Here is an 18,666-nt window from a genome sequence, read left to right as displayed (position 1 = left end):
GCAGAATAATTTGACATGTTTTAAAGCGAAATGAAATCGTACTATATTAGATCATATTTGAGTGCAGATTGGTATTAGTTAATTAACTGAGTCGGTTTCGAATCTAGATTATAGATAGGAAGCCCTGTTTCATGTGCATTATAACCTCGTTCTTGATATCTTGTTATAGAAAAGTCGTCAAGAACTTTATTATTCTCTTTATCATAAACTTTTGAAATACTTATTTTTATTTCATTTTGTTTTGTATTGATACTGATTTTTGGTAAAAATGTAGACTCTTGTGTGCTAGTGCATTTTTCATATAATTTTTGATAATTTGACCAATCTTGACGTATATTTTCTATTTGTCGTTGAGGCTCTCTTACATACCTCAGTAACATAGATATAAGTTTTTTTGCTGCCGTAATTTCAATTTTAGGAGCATTGGAATTGTCATAGAGAGTTGCTATTTTATTCAGATATTCACTAACATGATTATGAGCGTGTGCACGCGTTTCTGCAGTCTCATTCAGATCAGTATGAACAGGAATGGTCGTTGAATATTCCATTATTGTGGGAAGGTTATTATAAGTTTTCATATCTGTTACCTGACCACGAATTTTTTTAAATGTTATTACTGATCCTTCTTTGCTATCTTCGCTGCATTCCCTAACCCAGATATACGAAAGATTATTATCTCGATTATAAATATGTGCTTCATACATTAGTTTATCTTCAGAGCTAGGAAGGTATCCATGTCCGAATATTACAGCTGTGCGATCAAATATGTTTTCTGAAGCAAAAATCCCTGACATATTATTCATTTTCTTCATGATAGAGTTCGTATCCGCACTTGGATCAAACAATTCCATCAATAAGGTATCTAGTTTTTTAGTTGTATCGCCAAATATTAAATCAGATAACCACTCTTTAATTTGTAATATTGCGTCATAAAGAGTATCTAATACACCCTTAGTATTACTTTCTTGAACCACATTATTTATGTCTGTATTACTTTCTTGAACCACATAATCCAACGCATGCTTTTGATATGATCCGAGGTTAATCTTGTCATATTTTTCTATGTCTTTTAACTTATTGTGTTCATTGAACATTTGTTCAGAACGTATTGCTTTGAAACCTGCTTGAATTCTCGTTGGCATAATTTACCTATCAATGAAATAGCTTATTTGGATTGAATTAAAAACATAAAGTGATGGTCTTATATAAAATAAGACAATAAAGATAAATGATTTATTAAAAATAACATTAAAAAAGTTAATAAATATCAAAAAAAAACAAGATTTGTAAGATTTATAAGACTTATAAGCGCTGAAATCCTAGAAATTTTAATTTCAATTAGGTAATACGAAAGAGCCTGAAGGGACATCAGTGGGTGAACAGGTGAATCATTCTCAGCGGGACATTTACATTTATAGTGTAGTAACAATTAAAATTTCATTTAATCAAGGCCTCATTTTTATCAATGCTATTTGGTTCAACGAGGGGGGCGCTCTTTTAGTCGATTTCAGGACTCCTTATTTATTAGAAAATATTGCTTTATCTACAAAAGAGAGCGAGTTTGTTAGAAATAATGAATTTAATTTCTTCATTGGCAATCGAGAGAATATCGATATCTTTAAACAGTCAATAGCAGTGTCAGAACTTACGTTGATTTGAGTGATTTTTATTTATGTCAGTTTCAAAAAGTATGGAGTTTCGTATTTTTAAAAAAGCTGACAACTTGTGGTATCAAGGTAATGGATCATTTTACCAATCAGTGTGTTTGTGTTTATGAGTTGTTGTAGTTTGTGTGTGTTAATAAAGATTTTAGTTTTTGTTGTTTTTTATTGTGCGACTTGTTTTTTAATTTATTCATTTATATCAATTACTTGTGGTGGGTAGTATAATTGACTTTTGTGGCTCATTTTGTTTGATCTTTAAAATCACTTTGTTAGCACAATATGTAAATTTTTCCATAAAATGAAATATTATTTATTATTTTATACTCTTTTTTAAACATATAAATAAATATCATTAGAATGAAATTTCCATCATTAAAATTGCAACTTATCGATCAAGTGTATTAATAATGTCTCTTTATTTCATCTCTATCCTGTTTACCTTATCGCGGTTGTTTTTTCATTTATCTTGAGTAAATAAAAATTCATCATTGAGCTGAAGTTTACAATTACAGGGGTAGTTTTTATCTAGCTGGTGATTTCTTTGCGTTTCCTTACAATCTGGTTCGTTTTTTAGTTGCAATCTATTTTTCTCTATTAATAAATTGATTTTTCGATTTTTAATTGAGGTGTAAGAAGTGATTATTCAATCATCTTAAGGTTATCAAATGAAGTTATCTATTATAAAATTACCTTGTCTGTTTTTGTTTATGCTCTTGACGGCTTGTGGTGGAGGAGGGTCGGGGAATAATGGAGGGGGGTCGGGGAGTGGAGGGAATAAGATCACATTAACCCCTTCTTTGACGCCGGATCCTTTACAAAGCCTGCAAGGTGGAGTGGTCACCATTACTGCAGATAAAATACTTGTCAGTGATATCAAGGTGGCGGCGACGGAAAATAAGGGGTTGTTAACTTTTACCTCTGCGGGCTGTACGATTGTAACAGGGAAAAAAAGCTGTTCCTTTACTGTCAACGCCGCTGAGGTTAATCCTGGTCAGACTAAAACCAGTACTGTATTCTTTAAAACGAATAATCACAGTGCAAGTATTTCATCTTTGGGTTTCAGTGTTCAGGGGAGTCAAAGTCGCACATTAATCTTAACACCTGCTTTAAATCCTAATCCGATAACGAGTCAAGGAAGCGGGGTGATCACCATTACGGCGAATCAATCACCTCTAACGAATACACTTGTGACCGCAGAAAAGGCGAATTTACTGAGTTTTTCTCAACCAACATGTACGATTAACGTAGGGAAAAAGCAATGTTCTCTTTCCGTTAAGGCCGCACAAATAAACAGTCCTACAGCTCAATCTGGCACCGTCTCATTTAAAACAAATAATCCTAATGCCTCTATTTCGGCACTGACTTTTAGTATTCAAAATAATGCGCCAGTGAGTCAGGGAAATATCGATATCCATTTAGTGGCAGATTCTATCGGGGTCGGTAAGAATTCTTCCCCTGAAATCTATAATGAAGGTTATAAAGGCTATGCCCTTAACTATATGAGTAAATTGGCGATGCAAGCAGGCTCAGGTTTTAGTCGTAATGGTGATGGATCGGCTGCTAATCCAGTAACCGATCTTTACTATCATAATCACAAAATTATTTATACTGGTTTTCAGCGCATGGATACTGGTAATGGGGCGACGACGACAAGTTTGCTTCCAGATGTCATGTACAGTAGCCATAACTATTATGCGACTGCCAAATCAGGGATAACCATTTTACAAACGACTAAAAACGTGCAAAATAGTTATCAATATCAGGAGCTACAAATGGGGACTGCTGCTGGGCCAAAGCCAATTGATTATACTAATGACTATGTTATTTCGATGGTGCAGCTAGGGACAAATGATATTACAGGAGTAGATGGAGCTATTTGCGATTACATTCCTGGAAGCACTCTTCCAACCGTGCAGTCTCAGACTGATATTGCTCAACGGGTTGATAAATTGGTTAATGGGAATTACCAGACAGATATAAACTCCTTAGTGGGGTCACTCTATAATTATTATAAGAACGTTAAGAAAGTGTCACCCAAGCAGTTAGCCTTTATGATTTTTGAAATTCCGTCACGCGGTCCAACCGATGGAAAGGATCCCTATAATATTTGTACGAATTACTTTAATCAGACATTAGTCACACAGGTTAAAGCGGCCAATGCAGCATACCAGACTGGGGAGCAGGTGAAGTTTTATGTTATCGATCAATCGAAGGTGTCAGCTACTTCGCCAGGAGGGGGAGGTCATGTCCACCCAGGTGATGTTGGCCATAAGGCGATGGCCTGCAACTTAATTAATGGCACAAAGGTTGCCCAAGTGCAAGTGAGCAGTATTACGGTTTGTCCACCGCCAAGTGGGGGGATTTATCAAAGCGGGTTGATGAAAGTATTGCCAGATTTAGGCTTGTAGCTTGAAAATACGGTTAAGTTTCTGTCAATGAATTCGGTGTTTCTGAAGTGTTGGGTTAACACTAGCCCAACTTTTAAATGGATGGAAGCTTCAGTTTAAAAAAGAAGGTTTAGATCACTAAACGTCACCCCCTCCTGCCGCGATTAAAACACGTTTATGTCGCACATAATTGAACCACAAAAGATCAACAGGCCCTATCAGAAGCAGGTGAAAAGGATTAATATGTTCCATAAGGATGACAAATCAATGACTATGACAAAATCAATGACTATGACAAAATCACCGCTATGAAAAACCGACCGCCTCAGAAAACGGCCTCGACTCTCTCGACGCTCAATGAACTTGCAAGCTTGGCAAGCTATTCTCTTATCGATACGCTTAACTGCGATCCTGATGCCACAGAAAACGGTGTTGACTTCGCGCCGAGGCAAGTCTTCACGGGGCACTATGTTCCCGTTAATTCAACGCCAATAAAAAGTCCTGAATACGTTGCCCACAGCAAACCTTTTTTTGCTGAGCTTGGCTTGGCCGATGCTATGGCAAAGTCTGCTGATTTTATTCGGTTGTTTTCTGGCGACATGTCTCAGGTGCCCGCGCCGATGCGTAAAGTTGGTTGGGCAACTGGGTATGCACTGTCTATCTACGGTACTGAATACATTCAGCAGTGTCCATTTGGTACGGGCAACGGATATGGTGATGGCCGTGCCATTTCAGTGCTTGAGGCTGTGATTAACGGTCAGCGCTGGGAAATGCAGCTGAAAGGGGGCGGCCGCACGCCATATTGTCGCGGCGCAGATGGCCGCGCTGTCTTGCGTTCAAGTATTCGCGAGTTTTTGGCTCAAGAACACATGCACGCATTGGGCGTACCCACCTCACGCTCTTTGAGTTTGTATGTTTCAAAAACTGAGAAAGTCAAGCGACCCTGGTATGCAGAAGGGTCGTACTCAACGGATCCCGACACCATGATCTCGGAAGCCGTCGCCATCTCGACCCGTGTTGCACCGTCATTTATACGCGTTGGTCAACTCGAACTGTTTGCGCGTCGTGTCCGTAATAACGAACACGTAAATGCGATGGAAGAACTCGAGAAGATAGTGCTGCACTTAATAGATCGTGAGTACGCTGATGTTATCGATAGCCAACTTGATACTTCAGAGAAAGTACTATTATTGGCGCAGGCGTTCCAACGTCGCCTTACGTCATTGGTCGCGAACTGGATCCGCGTTGGTTTTTGCCAGGGTAATTTTAACAGTGACAACTGCGCAGCGGGGGGCTTTACTCTTGATTATGGTCCCTTTGGTTTTTGCGATGTGTTTGACCCGTATTATCAGCCTTGGACGGGTGGAGGGGAGCACTTTTCATTGATGCACCAGCCACACGCGGCGCAGCGAAATTTTGACATGTTCTGCTCGGTGCTGCGGCCTTTACTCGTATCGATTTATGGCGATTCTCATGACAGTTTGCTCGCGCTCGAGGCCATCCAACGTGGCTTTTCGCAAGTTATGTCCACTAATATGGACAAAATGTGGGCGGCTAAATTGGGGGTAAGTGCCTTGAATACAGCCTCTGATAAGGCGTTTTTTAAAGACTTGCTCAATGAGCTACATACGCTCATGATGCAAACCCCCTTGGATTATACGATTTTCTTTCGCGAGCTCTCATTGATACCCGATGATATTGGCCCACTCAGAAAAAGCTTCTACGACAGCTTATACAGTAATCGAGCAGATGAGCTTGATGCGACATTAAGAGATAAGTACTGGGAACAATGGCTCACAAAATGGAAAACGCTCCTCAATAGCGTCAATGATGCGACCTTGCTCCGTTCTACAGGGGAGATCTCTCGGCAGATGAAGCTCGTTAACCCCAAATATACCTTGCGAGAGTGGATCCTTGTGCCGGCTTATCAGCAAGCTGCTGCGGGGAGTTATGCCCTCGTTCGAGAATTGCAAGAGGTGATGAGCCAGCCTTATGAAGAGCATTCAAAAGAGGTGGAAGATAAATACTACCGATTGAAACCCCTTGACTGTTTCGAGGTGGGAGGATTGTCCCATCTTAGTTGCTCGTCGTGATGCATTGATTTAAACAAGATGCTGTGACTTAAACGTCATGAAGCTTTGATTTAAACAATATGGGTGACTTGGTTTTAGCAAGTGCAGGTGATTGATGCCAAAATCGGCGTCAGTTATTATGGTTTCTTAAATAGGCTTTAAAATGAAAATCATATCAACAAATATTTCAAAAATAAAAACAGTGTTATATAACGGTAAAGAGGTGACAACAGGGATATTTAAGCGACCCACTAATGATGAAGTGTCCATAGAGAAGTTGAGTATTATTGGGGATCAGCAAGCAGACCTTGTTTATCATGGTGGTGAGCATAAAGCCGTTTACGCTTTTTCATCTCATCACTATGATTACTGGAAGACTATTTTAAACAATAGTCAGCTATCGAATGGCTCTTTTGGTGAAAACTTTACCGTATCAAATCTCTTCGAAGAAAATATCTGTATTGGCGATCAGTTTCGTATCGGCAGCGCTTTACTTGAAGTGAGTCAACCAAGAGTGCCTTGCTATAAATTGGGAATAGCGCTTGATAATAAGGATGCAGTTAAACTGTTCACTAAAAATTACTGTACAGGTGTTTATTTTCGAGTACTTGAATCAGGGACCGCTAAAACGGGTCATTCGGTACACATTGAAAAAAAGTTGGCTCATGGTGTGTCCATTAAAAATCTCTTTCGAGCGTATTTTGATAGACATTATGTCGGCGTCGAGGATTTATTTGCACAAGCGTTGGCTTTGCCAGAACTCGCGCCTGAATGGAAAAAGAAATTAGAAAAAAGAATGTCGTTAAAAAGTGAATAAAGGTTTATAGCATCGATTACCGTAACGCACTCATGATTAAGATTTAATGGTTAGAAGCTGACAGTTAAGAGCGGGAGGGAAGGTATTCAATGGGAGTCCTATGTCCTATTTTTAGAGGATATTCGAGAGCACTCAGCATGAAGAGGTTTATTCTTAGCATCTTTGAAACTCTGCGACTAAGCTTGGGGAGCGGATTGAAAAAATGGAATCAATAAGGGTGTAGTAGGGCTTATTCAATATGCAAACAAAGAATAGAGCGATGAGAGTTTATGCGTTAATACTTGTTATTGTGTCAAGTGTGGGTTGTAGCACAAGGTTAACGAGTGCTGGCAGCAATATTAAGTTAATTACCGAGCATCAGAGAAACCAGTGTGAGTCGCTGGGTGTCATAACGGGTTATTCTTCGACTGGTTTTACACCTGGCTCCAATGCCCAAAATGCCGTAAATGATGCTAGAAATAAGGCTTCAAAATTGGGGGGGAATGGACTTTATATTGTTAATGTTAGTACCCTTGAATCGTCGAGCACTGTGATTGGTGAGGTTTTTAAATGTGATTTTATGGCTAACCGAAGTCAATTAAAAGCTCGCGATTAAAAAAGCGAGCTTATTGTTTAAATGGGGTTTATTCAGATTGAGAAACCGCACACATTTCAATGTCTGGGCATTGGGTGGCAAAGGGAAGTGGTGTTGCCTCAACATTACTGCATTCATCACTGTCATCAAAAGCCAAACAAGCAAAAACCGGATAGTGGCCTGAGAGATCATTGTCATTATCATCGCGAATGACCAGTGTTGCTCTGTAGCCATTTAGTGGCTGTAAATGATCTTTCATAAAGAGAATGTGATCGAGATTTTTATCTTTGGGTGAACCATCACCGCTAAAACAGCTACCGTCTTCACCGACGACGTTAGTATTTTGGCCACAATCGTTCGTATAACGATTTGAAAAACTTGCCTGGGATGGACTCTTGGCTTTAAGTTTGGTCAGTAACTCTTGGTATTCATGAACACCACTGCCTTTGTAATTATTGCCAATAAAAGGCTCAAGATTCAGATCGCCCAATATCAGAACAGGTTCATCACTGGGAATATTTCTATTGGCGATATACTGGGCCATCTGTTCTATTTGCCGTTGGCGGGCTTCATAATCTCTTCTTCCCCCTTGTAGATGCGTGCCAAAGATATGATATTTTTTAGATGTAGCGCCTGCCGACTTCTCAATCACAGCATAGCGAACGGCTTTTCGAGCATAGCAATCTACACCTTCACAATCACTAAACTCTTTATACCCTTTTTGAGTGATGGGATGTTTACTCGCAATAAGCACACCGGAGGATAATTGCAGCCTGACTAGGCTCTCTGTGGGTCTGACAGTCAGAATATGATCTTTTTCAAAACCGACATTCAGTGCCCTTAACGCACTTTTCAGGTAAGATTCCTTTTTTTGAATTTCTTGAAAAACAATCACATCAGGTTTTTGACCCCCCAGTTTCATCACCGCTGTATCAATATGGTGCTCAGCTTCTTCATCGGAGGTGCCTATTCCAAGAAAATCAAAATATATTCTGGCTATTGTGTTGGTATCTATTCCCATATTAAAGGTCACGATACTGAGTACATTGGGGTTATTGGATGACACAATATGCTTATGCCCATTCCCTTCAAAGTTATCACGTCCATTAATTAAGTGACCAACTGGATTGAATCCTGCTGGGGTTTGTCCGCCTTCACAGAGAGCGGCAACTGCCCCCTCTGTCGACAATCGGGCATTTGGAAAAAGATGAATACCATTGGTTAGTGAACTGTCGAGATGGATTTGTTCATAGCTTTCAGCGCCTTGGGGTATATCAAAGCATTTATGTCTCAGTTGTTTATAACCGTCTAACGCGCCGTCAGAAAAATGCTTTATTAGCCATACTCTGTCGCTTGCTGTTTCAGATATTTCGATCTGTTCTAAGCTTATTGGCCCATCTGACCATATACGTAGGAAAGAATTTTCAGCATCTTTGCCTTCCAAATCACATTGATGTAAATAACCATTATCCACGAAGTCACTCAATAACACCCCATCATATTCTATACACTGCGGATCCCAATATTCCTGATTGGCATTAGACATCCATTCAAAATAGATTTTGGTGTTGGGAGAATGACGACTTTCTTCAATATTCGCCAGCTTAAAGTGAATGGTATCTGCTAGTACAGTATTGTGGGTTGCCAGTAATGAAAATACCAGCAATAGAGCTCTTATTACATTGGATTTAATAAACTTTTCAGTTAATTTCATATTTGTTCTCTTTGTTAATAATTAACATCTTGTTTTAGGCATCAGCCGAACAGCATATGAAATCAAAGCTGATGAAATGTGATATGGAACGATTATTCTGACTATTAATAGGGTGTCATTGGCTCATTTTGCATTAGGTCAATAACAAGCGCACAGTATGCCTAATGGGCCATTGTTTTAGTGACAAAAGCGCTTAGTTGATACTCAGTTTGGTTTTATCGCTTGTTAAACAATTAACCTATTCAATAAAAGTGAATAAAGCAATATCGAAATGCTCACAATGACTCATTTTAAAATGGGCTTAATTTATTCGGTGTCAATTGAACAGCATTATGTGGAGGAGGTGGAGTTGTGGTATCACGAATAACAAAGGCCAGTAAATTTGGCCTTTGTTATTTTCTGCAGACAAATAAATGTTAATGAAGTTGCAAAGGGATCACTGTGCGTTTAATTGCTGCCCTGTTACTGCTGTTGAATCATCGCCCATTAAATACAGGTAAGCAGGCATGATATCTTCTGGTGTATTGAGGGTTTCTGGATTTTCAGCAGGGTAGGCGGTTGCACGCATTTCTGTTCGAGTGGCTCCTGGGTTAATGGTGTTGACACGTATGTGGGTGTCTTCATATTCATGGGCGAGTAACTGCATTAAGCCTTCGGTGGCAAATTTTGATATTGAGTACTCTCCCCAAAATGCACGCCCCTTGCGGCCAACACTACTCGATGTCAGTACAATAGAGGCATAGGGGGCTTTTTTCATCACAGGCAGTAAGGCTTTAGTCATCATGATTTTAGCATATAGATTGACCTGCATGACTTCTTCGATAGAGCTCATCGATATTTGTTCAAAAGGGCCTAATATTCCCAGTAAGCTCGCATTGTGTAATAGCCCATCTAACTGACCGAACTGCTCTTCGATGGTCTCAGCCATGTCTTTGTAGTTCTGCTCTGAGGCACCTTTTAAATCAAGGGGGATAATAGCTGGTTTGGGATAACCCGCTTGTTCTATTTCATCATAGACGGCTTCAAGTTTTTTGACGGTACGCCCTAATAGGATGACTGTTGCACCATGAGCGGCAAAAGTGATTGCTGCCGTGCGGCCAATACCGTCACCTGCACCCGTCACAAGAATGGTTTTATTTTTGAGTAAATCTTTTTTTGCTTGATATTCCAACATGTATCCATTTTTCCTAGTAAGTCTAAAGCGGATGGTATCGGCCATCACCGCTTAAATAAACAGCTGTTTTAAACGTTTGAATAAGATTGTAACAATCTAATACTAAAAGACAGTAACAAAAATGTAGCCAATTCAATGATTTTACGTTAAATTCTAAGTCTCTTTTACTGAGTATAAGATTGACTCGGTGCAATATAGCCATATTTTACAGACTTTTGTGGCTAATTTCCTTCGGAAAATAAAATTATTACAACAAGATTTGGGAATTCAGAATGAAAAAACTTATGTTAAGTGTCGCGATTGCGTCAACCTTTGGGCTCACGGCTTGTGGAGAAGACAGCAGTGACGAAGTGGCAGAAAAAACAGAAGCTATCCAACCTTGGTCTAGTATTGTATTTGATCCCGCGAATGCCGACTTTGCACTGCCGAGTGATTTCGTCTTCAGTGGTACAACTGATGGCACGTTAAATGTGCCTAATGAAGATACGGGTGATTATACCGATCCATCGATTGCTTTGGGGGCATTAGATGGCTGGTCAACAACGGCGCCCATTGCTATTAAGGTGAATTTAGAAAATGATGCCGACGGTAATCCATTAACGTTATCAGCATCTTCTGTTGCAAAAGATGGTGCTGTGCGCATGTTTAAAGCACAGGTCGGCGGCCCGTTATCAAACGATGCAGAGTGTACCACACAGCCGAGTTTAACGGCGTGTAAAGTGGGTGATGAGCTGAAATATGGTGTCGATTTTGCAACCAGTGTATCCGGCGATCAAATTATCATAGTGCCGCTTAAGCCTTTTGATGAAATGCAGTCTTATGTTTATGCATTGACCAATTTAATTGAAGATTCTTCAGGGCAAGGGGTTGCGGCTTCAAAGACCTATAGCACGTTAAAATTAGACATTGATGTAGAGCCGTTAGCGACACCCGCTCAAGTCAGCTTGCAATACATCATTAACAGTTATGAAAAGGGCATGGCAGCGAGTCATGGTGTTGATAAAGACAGCATCATTTATTCCGCTCTATTTACCACACAATCAGTCTCATCGGTGATTGAAACCACGAAATTGTTAATGGTAGATCCCACTGCGGGTAATCCTTATCGACCTGAACTGTCAGATTTTGCACCTAAAGGCTATACCGTCGCGCAAGCATTAGGCTTAACTGAAGCTGCTGGGCAATCGTACCTGTTAGCTGATGCAACTGATGTGTACAGTATGTCGCTAAAATTGCCTATTTATAGCCAATGTTCATCGGCTCAATGTTTAGACAGTGAGTTTAATCCTGTTGTCAATGGGTATTGGACGGCGTTGGGCGATAGCCCGATTGCGGTGTTATCAGCCATTGAAGCGGGGACGTTAAGTCAAAGTAACTTTATGGCCCAGGCCAGTGCTTATGGCATCGATGGCACGGCGGCGTTAAGCAACCCTGCTTTGTTAGTGGGTAAAGCGTGGTTCTTAGATGATAAAAGCCCTGTGGATCCGGTTAAGCATTTAACCCAATACAATCCCGTGCCAGCGATTACGGCTTATGAAACAGTGAATGTGCAAATTACTCTGCCCAATGTTGAAAAGATGGCTGCGATTAGAGGTGATTTTACTATGCCTGCCACAGGCTGGCCAACCAGCATTATGATGCACGGTTTAGGTGGCGGTAAAGAGATGATGCTATCAATGGCAGGCAGCAATGCTTATGCCGGTGTGGCAACCGTTGCCATTGATATGCCATTACATGGAAAGCGCTCATTTGATGCAAATGGTGATGGTGTTTATGATGTCAGCGCGACGGATGTGAGTTATGGCGCCGTTGTTGGTACACCTGATGCGTTTACAAATGGTAACACCTTGGCTTTTGTGAATGTGGCCAGCAGTTTAACCGCCCGCGATAATTTCCGCCAGGCCATTGTGGATAATTTAGCCTTGCGCTTGAGTTTAACAGGCCTTGCTATGGAGCTTGCTAGCAATGAACAAGCCCAAATTTTTGATGCGAATAACATTAGCTTGCAAGGGCTAAGCCTAGGGGGCATTGTGGGTACCAATATGGCGGCTTATGCCAATTCTGGTATCGTTGATCCTGCAACGGGTCGAGCAGCAATGAATCCTTATGGGTTAAATGCTGCCTCTGTGGTTGCACCATCTGCTGGATTAGCGGGCAGTTTTGTTGGCTCAGCTACGTTTGCGCCAGCGCTATACAAAGCGGTGACAACCGATGCGACTTTCTTAGCATTGGTTGAAGAAGCGAATGTCAATAGTTTTGCTGTGGATACGCCGGAATATACGGCTGTTGTAAATGCTGTGTATGAAGCTTTTATTCCGACCTTTGCGTTTGCTGTGCAAACCGCTGTGGACAGTATTGACCCGATTAACTTTGCTAAAACATTAGTGGCGGCTCAGTTACCCATACAGTTATTGGAAGTAGTGGGTGATGGTGCTGGTAACCTATCCGATCAAGTGCTGCCGAATCAGGTAGAGAATTTCCCATTATCCGGTACCGAGCCTTTGATAGCTGCGTTAGGCCTTGAATGTGTTGATAGTGTTAAAGCAGGCTCTGGGGTTGTTCGTTTTATTAAAGGACATCACAGTTCAGTGGTCGATCCTTCTGAAAAAGACGGGATCACAGATGGCTATGCTTCAGCTGCAACGGCTGAAATGCAGGCAGAAGTAGTGACTTTTGCCGGCAGTGCAGCTCAAGGTGATGCCAGAACTGTTGTCACTAACCCTGCTTTAGTGCAAGCGTGTAATTAGTTCTCAATAAAATAATTGAAAAACCCGGCTTTGTCGGGTTTTTTTATTGCACTTTAGGCTGTTACAATAGTGGTGTTGAGATCTTTATCATGATGGTATATTTAAGTCATATGACAGCTTGGTCTTTTGCTCACTTAGGTATATCGCTTTTTCGCAGGTTAATTCGGAGCATATAGTGGAATTTTTATACGAGTATGGGTTGTTCTTTGCTAAAACAATCACTTTAGTGATCGCTATTTTGGCGGTTGTGTTGGTTATTTTAGGCTCAGCAGTGAAGCAAAAAAGTGGTAAAGGCGAGTTAAGTTTGACGAATATGTCAGATGAGCTTAAAAAGCTGAAGCATTATTTGAATGAAGATTTGATGTCTAAGAAGCAGTTTAAAGCTTATGAAAAGCAGCTTAAAGACACCCAAAAAGAAAAGGAGAAAGCGGAAAAATCAGCAAAAGAGCCTGCGATTGAACCTAAAACCTTTGTGATGAATTTCAAAGGCAGTATCGATGCCAATGAAGTGAGCGCTTTACGTGAGGAAATCAGTGCCGTTTTAGCCATTGCGACGGATAAAGATGAAGTGTTAGTCAATGTCGAAAGTGGCGGTGGTATGGTGCACGGCTACGGTTTAGCGGCCAGTCAGCTGGATAGAATTCGACAAGCTGATATTCCATTATCAATTTGCATTGATAAAGTGGCTGCGAGTGGCGGGTATATGATGGCTTGTGTGGCTAATAAAGTGTATGCTGCGCCGTTTGCCATTGTTGGATCGATTGGCGTGATAGCGCAAGTGCCCAACTTTAATCGATTATTGAAAAAACATAAAATTGATTATGAACAGCATACTGCTGGGGATTTTAAGCGAACATTAACTGTTTTTGGCGAAAATACTGATGAAGCCCGCGAGAAATTCAAAGAAGAACTGCAAGAAACACATGTCTTGTTTAAAAGCTTTATTGCTAAATATCGCCCTGAGCTTGATTTAGATAAAGTGGCCACTGGCGAACATTGGTATGGACAACAAGCCATTGAACTCGGATTGATTGATGAGATTGCCACTAGCGATGATGTGATCATGAAGCTTGCTAATGAGCGTAATGTCTTTAAGGTACAGTATAAATTGAAGAAAAAACTGTCAGATAAAATTGCCCATGGTGCGCAGTTGACAGTGAATGCTATTATGAATCAATTTGCAGCAAAAGATCAGCCATTGAAATAATCAGGCAATAACATAATGTTTTAACTAAAAACCACTTAATGCCTTAAGTGGTTTTTTTGTGTTTGTTAATCTTAATTCGTCTGAATACACCCACTAAGAGCATCACAAAAGGTAATAGGGTGATTGCGCCTGAATCATCTTGAGTGTCAACAGGATCGCCAGTGTTGTTATCATCATCGCTATCATCGTCAATGATAGGGGCTGAAGGATCGGGGTTGGGATTGATTTCTATGGTGGGCGCCTGAGGCTCTGTAGGATGAGTGGGACCTGAATTTTTGATATCACCGATAATCGCCACGTTTTCAATATTACTGTCATTGACGAGCAGCCCGTAACGGGTACCTATGCTGAAATTGGCGTAGTGTTCACTGGACTGGATTGCTAGGCTGATGTATTTCTGTGTTTCCCCCGCTAAAAATATCACACGTTGATAAAGGGACTCAGGGTAGTGATAATCAGCCACAGCAGTGCCGGAGCGAGTGAATAATTCAACTGACACATTCTGCTTAAGTGGTTGAAGTTCACCATTATCATTGACAAGTTGTAATGTAATTTGTGTATAGGGCTGATCATTTGAAAGCACAGGATGACTGAGTTGAAGTTTGATATTGGCTAATTTAGGCATGTCTGGGGACAATGCGCCTAGGTATGCTTTTCTATCAAAATTGGGGGGAATAGCCTTGTCTTTTATTAACTGCCCTAACCAAGTCATGTCGGCCATTGAAAGTGCTACGTTTGATTCATACGGGCTGCACATGACTAATGTGATTGATTGACAGATCGGAGGGCTTGGGTGTTCAAGGGCTAAGGTATGACCCAGCAAATGAGCCAGAACACTCGGCATTGTCATTAATGCGGGTGCATGAAGGCTGACACCTGCTTGATAAAATCCATGGCCGAAAGGTTCAAGGCTTGTGTCTTTTTCTTGTGTGATAAAAATCAGCTTATCTGCATAATATTGCTGTAAATAGACTTTCGCTCTATTGTCATTCTTATCCATAGTGTTTGAGCCATGATGAGTGATAACAGACATCAGACTGGCTAGGGCTTGTGAGTAGTCTTCTCCTTGACTCAACTTTTGGGAAACGTCATTGTCTTCCCAGTCGAGAACAGCGACCAACCGATAGTGTATATTGACAAGTTGGTATACTGCATTGGCTGTATTAAGTTGTTGAGTGAGGACAGCTTGTAAGCTCTCACGAGTAAGCCTGTTAGGATTACTGTCAGCAAAGACTTTAGGTTCGACAACAACGAGTAAATCTATTTGTTCTTCAGCTAGACTGAAAGTGGGGGTCATGATTGAGCCAAATAGTATTAATGTCTTTAAGATTTTGGCTATGGAAGAGGTGACTGTTGACCTTTGTATATGCAATGATAAGTGCATTAACACTTGTTGATTGGGTCTGAATAGTAAGTTGATGCTAAGGGTAAAGAGTGTCAGACTGTTCAGCTGCATGAGCATCCCTCTCAATGATGAAAGATTGACTGGCCAACGTTCTTTAGCCAATGTGTCTTATGCACAAGTATTGTTAAGAATGTCAGGTTTTGCCATTAATTATCGAATGTATTAGGTATTATGTCGAAGAGCGACAGAAGATGTGAGCAGTGGGGATGAACATCCTGTTTAACTATCCCTTTATATTTATATTTATATTTATATTTATATTTATATTTATATTTATGCTAAATCTTCAAGTAATCATTTTTAATATTAAGTATTATTCCTGAATTATTTTAATAAAGTTTGGGGGGTAGATAAGGTTTTTATTATATTAAGCTAAATTCGAGATAATGCGTATTAAAAAAGCATCGTTTTTATCTGCAAAATGGCATTTTTCGTGTTAGGGACTGGAATGCAGGCTTGTTCGGCAAGTGCGATAAAGTTATAAAATACATGTTTCATTTCAAGGGGAAGATCTGAATCAAAGTCTTGTTTCATGCTAAAGTAAACATGTTTATATTGAGCAGCATGAAAACTATTGATGATATCTGTCATCATACTCTCTTTTATGATCACACCGTAATATTGACTCACTTGACGCACTTCTTCAGATAATAAGTGGATCAGTTTTCGGCTTTCTTGACTTTGGGCCAAGCCATAAAGCGTTTGATCATGAATAATGGAGGCTGCATTGCAGGCTATATTGATCATGAGTTTGGGAAAACGCACCTGATAGATACTGCTCAAGCTGTGCACATCGCTAAAAATCGTGTTAAACAGTGTGGGTAATACTGCTAACTTTTCTTGCTGTATCGATGAAAAATTAGGCTGCTCGACGGAATAAACCACATTTTTAAAATGACTGTGTAAAATAATTTCCCCTATTTGCGTGCCTTTAGTGACTTTGATGTTGGAAATAGCGCCAACAATACTATTACTGCTATCGACACATTCAGCGAGTTCGGTTTCTGCACCAATGCCATTTTGTAAAATAATAAAAATCTTATTTTTTAAGTGACTTAGTGACTTGAATAGGGTGCTGTTCGCCGTAGACTTGGTGGTAACAAAAATAATATCACCACTTAGCTGATTAGGATCATAGATCACCTCATCGATGATGCTGTTAAATTTTGTGAGCCCAGTTATTGACAGGTTCGCTTGGGAGCGTAAAAGGCTGTTGGGTTTGACTAATAACTGCACGGAATACTGTTTAGTCTTTAAGAGGTGAGTGGCAATATAACCGCCAATTGCACCGATGCCAATAATGGATATTTTCATCAATTTTTACACACTGCTAAGTTAAGTGAATATGATCGCAAAAAATAGTCATCTTAACAACTAAATCCTTATTTCACTGCAAGGAAGCTTGGACTTCATGTATGTGTTGAATAAAGTTATGTTTTTGTCACATAAAAGTGTCGAGTCTTCGAGTAAAAGACTTGATATCTCTATATGGCTATTGCATCTTAAACAGAGAGTTAATTGTTGTTTACCTGAGAGAATCTTAGAGTCTGTTGATTTTGGGATACCATTGAATCATGAAATATCAGCGGGCACTCGTTAATCTGCTAGCGAATAGCTTAAAAGGGATGTTGTCTTCAATTTTTTTGATAGTTCTATATGGAATAGAGATTTTATGAAAATAGCGATTGCAGGAATAGGGTATGTCGGATTATCCAATGCGATTATTTTAGCGCAACATAATCATGTTGTTGCATATGATATCGATAAGCATAAAGTGGATTTAGTGAATGACAGACTCTCACCCTTTAAGGATGCGCAAGCTGAACACTACTTAGCAACTCACTCATTGGCCCTAAGAGCGACACAAGATAAAACGCTGGCCTTTAAGGAGGCTGATTATATCGTGGTGGCGACACCGACTAATTATGATCCTGATACCAATTATTTTGATACCCATTTGGTGGAGTCGGTGATCTATGATGCGATCCATATTAATCCATCAGCAGTGATTATCATTAAATCGACCGTTCCTGTTGGGTTTACTCAGCGACTGATTAAAGAAACTGGTCATGATAAGATCATTTTTTCGCCTGAATTTCTACGGGAAGGAAAGGCGGTGTATGATAATTTGTATCCTTCTCGGATTATTGTCGGTGAACGTTCAGAACGAGCCCATCTTTTTGCCACTTTATTGGTTGAAGGGGCGATGAAGCAAGACATTCCGGTTTTATTTACTGATGCTACCGAAGCTGAGGCCGTTAAGCTCTTTTCAAATACATATTTAGCCATGCGAGTGGCTTATTTTAATGAACTCGATACTTATGCAGAAACCCACGATTTATCTTCAAAGCAAATTATTGAGGGGGTTGGACTCGATCCTCGCATAGGAGATTATTATCATAATCCTTCTTTTGGCTTTGGGGGCTATTGCCTACCTAAAGACAGTAAACAATTATTAGCCAATTATGAAGACGTGCCTAATAACTTAATTCGAGCCATTGTTGAAGCGAACGTGACTCGCAAAGATTTTGTTGCCCAATCTATTATTAATAAAGCGCCTGAAACTGTTGGAATTTATCGTTTGATTATGAAGTCAGGCTCCGATAATTTTAGAGCATCATCGATATTAGGGATTATGAAGCGGATTAAAGCTAAGGGAATTAAGGTTGTGATCTATGAGCCAATCATGGAAGAAAAGACATTTTTTCATTCCGAGGTTATAGAGTCATTAACCGATTTTAAGGCCATCTCGGATGTTATTGTCTCTAATCGAATGGATGAGGAGCTACAAGGTGTACAAGAAAAAGTGTATACCCGTGATTTATTTGGTATGGATTGATTTTATTGATAACGCCGGATCTCTTGTCCAGTAAGGGGAGCGAGTTGGTGCATTGATGAGAGTTCA

General features: G+C 40.1%; 13 protein-coding genes. 8 read left to right on the top strand and 5 right to left on the bottom strand.

What is annotated here, in order from left to right; all coding sequences use genetic code 11:
- Nucleotides 1-74: 74 nt before the first annotated feature.
- Nucleotides 75-1,142: a hypothetical protein gene (locus Q0779_RS12580; protein WP_298773030.1), complete on the bottom strand. Its 1,068-nt coding sequence runs from the start codon at nt 1,140-1,142 to the stop codon at nt 75-77.
- 229 nt (nt 1,143-1,371) lie between these two features.
- On the opposite strand from Q0779_RS12580, the gene Q0779_RS12575 reads away from it, so the two are divergent.
- The 5 genes from Q0779_RS12575 (at nt 1,372) to Q0779_RS12555 (ending at nt 7,535) form a co-directional block, all read left to right on the top strand.
- Nucleotides 1,372-1,659 carry a hypothetical protein gene (locus Q0779_RS12575; protein WP_298773029.1) on the top strand — a complete coding sequence of 96 codons (288 nt, stop codon included), beginning with the start codon at nt 1,372-1,374 and terminating at the stop codon, nt 1,657-1,659.
- 670 nt (nt 1,660-2,329) lie between these two features.
- Entirely contained in the window at nt 2,330-4,072 is a 1,743-nt protein-coding gene (locus Q0779_RS12570; RefSeq protein WP_298773027.1) for a hypothetical protein, read from the top strand.
- A 287-nt stretch (nt 4,073-4,359) separates the two neighbouring features.
- The gene (locus Q0779_RS12565) at nt 4,360-6,144 is read left to right on the top strand and encodes a protein adenylyltransferase SelO family protein (protein ID WP_298773026.1); all 1,785 of its coding nucleotides are present in this window, start codon (nt 4,360-4,362) and stop codon (nt 6,142-6,144) included.
- A 142-nt stretch (nt 6,145-6,286) separates the two neighbouring features.
- Nucleotides 6,287-6,940 (top strand): MOSC domain-containing protein, encoded by a 654-nt coding sequence (locus tag Q0779_RS12560; RefSeq protein WP_298773025.1) that lies wholly within the window; start codon nt 6,287-6,289, stop codon nt 6,938-6,940.
- Nucleotides 6,941-7,178: 238 nt separating this feature from the next.
- Nucleotides 7,179-7,535 (top strand): DUF4156 domain-containing protein, encoded by a 357-nt coding sequence (locus Q0779_RS12555; protein ID WP_298773024.1) that lies wholly within the window; start codon nt 7,179-7,181, stop codon nt 7,533-7,535.
- Between the two features lie 28 nt (nt 7,536-7,563).
- Here Q0779_RS12555 and Q0779_RS12550 read toward each other — a convergent pair whose 3' ends face one another.
- Both Q0779_RS12550 and Q0779_RS12545 read right to left on the bottom strand, forming a co-directional pair.
- On the bottom strand, nt 7,564-9,228 hold the full coding sequence (locus tag Q0779_RS12550; protein WP_298773023.1) for a sphingomyelin phosphodiesterase: 1,665 nt from the start codon (nt 9,226-9,228) through the stop codon (nt 7,564-7,566).
- A gap of 436 nt (nt 9,229-9,664) precedes the next feature.
- Complete coding sequence (locus Q0779_RS12545; protein WP_298773022.1) at nt 9,665-10,402, bottom strand: YciK family oxidoreductase; 738 nt, start codon at nt 10,400-10,402, stop codon at nt 9,665-9,667.
- Nucleotides 10,403-10,674: 272 nt separating this feature from the next.
- On the opposite strand from Q0779_RS12545, the gene Q0779_RS12540 reads away from it, so the two are divergent.
- Entirely contained in the window at nt 10,675-13,149 is a 2,475-nt protein-coding gene (locus Q0779_RS12540; RefSeq protein ID WP_298773021.1) for a VolA/Pla-1 family phospholipase, read from the top strand.
- Nucleotides 13,150-13,324: 175 nt separating this feature from the next.
- A complete protein-coding gene (gene sohB / locus Q0779_RS12535; protein ID WP_298773019.1) occupies nt 13,325-14,356 on the top strand; it encodes a protease SohB in 1,032 nt (343 codons plus the stop codon).
- A 43-nt stretch (nt 14,357-14,399) separates the two neighbouring features.
- Here sohB and Q0779_RS12530 read toward each other — a convergent pair whose 3' ends face one another.
- On the bottom strand, nt 14,400-15,812 hold the full coding sequence (locus tag Q0779_RS12530; protein WP_298773017.1) for a Calx-beta domain-containing protein: 1,413 nt from the start codon (nt 15,810-15,812) through the stop codon (nt 14,400-14,402).
- A 342-nt stretch (nt 15,813-16,154) separates the two neighbouring features.
- Nucleotides 16,155-17,075 carry a ketopantoate reductase family protein gene (locus Q0779_RS12525; RefSeq protein ID WP_298773014.1) on the bottom strand — a complete coding sequence of 307 codons (921 nt, stop codon included), beginning with the start codon at nt 17,073-17,075 and terminating at the stop codon, nt 16,155-16,157.
- A 358-nt stretch (nt 17,076-17,433) separates the two neighbouring features.
- Here Q0779_RS12525 and Q0779_RS12520 point away from each other — a divergent pair, with 358 nt between their 5' ends.
- Entirely contained in the window at nt 17,434-18,600 is a 1,167-nt protein-coding gene (locus Q0779_RS12520) for a nucleotide sugar dehydrogenase (protein WP_298773013.1), read from the top strand.
- The last annotated feature ends 66 nt before the right edge of the window (nt 18,601-18,666 follow it).

The sequence above is a fragment of the uncultured Shewanella sp. genome (assembly GCF_947491715.1).
Lineage (GTDB): Bacteria > Pseudomonadota > Gammaproteobacteria > Enterobacterales > Shewanellaceae > Shewanella.
Note: the sequence above shows the minus strand (reverse complement) of the source record. Positions and strands in the feature narration are given on the sequence as shown.

Excerpts from the sequence above, each read along its gene's own strand:
- Q0779_RS12560 (WP_298773025.1), top strand. The coding sequence starts at position 6,287 with ATGAAAATCATATCAACAAATATTTCAAAAATAAAAACAGTGTTATAT.
- Q0779_RS12525 (WP_298773014.1), bottom strand. The coding sequence starts at position 17,075 with ATGAAAATATCCATTATTGGCATCGGTGCAATTGGCGGTTATATTGCC.
- Q0779_RS12520 (WP_298773013.1), top strand. The coding sequence starts at position 17,434 with ATGAAAATAGCGATTGCAGGAATAGGGTATGTCGGATTATCCAATGCG.
- Q0779_RS12545 (WP_298773022.1), bottom strand. The coding sequence starts at position 10,402 with ATGTTGGAATATCAAGCAAAAAAAGATTTACTCAAAAATAAAACCATT.
- Q0779_RS12565 (WP_298773026.1), top strand. The coding sequence starts at position 4,360 with ATGAAAAACCGACCGCCTCAGAAAACGGCCTCGACTCTCTCGACGCTC.
- Q0779_RS12530 (WP_298773017.1), bottom strand. The coding sequence starts at position 15,812 with ATGCAGCTGAACAGTCTGACACTCTTTACCCTTAGCATCAACTTACTA.
- Q0779_RS12555 (WP_298773024.1), top strand. The coding sequence starts at position 7,179 with ATGCAAACAAAGAATAGAGCGATGAGAGTTTATGCGTTAATACTTGTT.
- Q0779_RS12580 (WP_298773030.1), bottom strand. The coding sequence starts at position 1,142 with ATGCCAACGAGAATTCAAGCAGGTTTCAAAGCAATACGTTCTGAACAA.
- Q0779_RS12570 (WP_298773027.1), top strand. The coding sequence starts at position 2,330 with ATGAAGTTATCTATTATAAAATTACCTTGTCTGTTTTTGTTTATGCTC.
- Q0779_RS12540 (WP_298773021.1), top strand. The coding sequence starts at position 10,675 with ATGAAAAAACTTATGTTAAGTGTCGCGATTGCGTCAACCTTTGGGCTC.
- Q0779_RS12550 (WP_298773023.1), bottom strand. The coding sequence starts at position 9,228 with ATGAAATTAACTGAAAAGTTTATTAAATCCAATGTAATAAGAGCTCTA.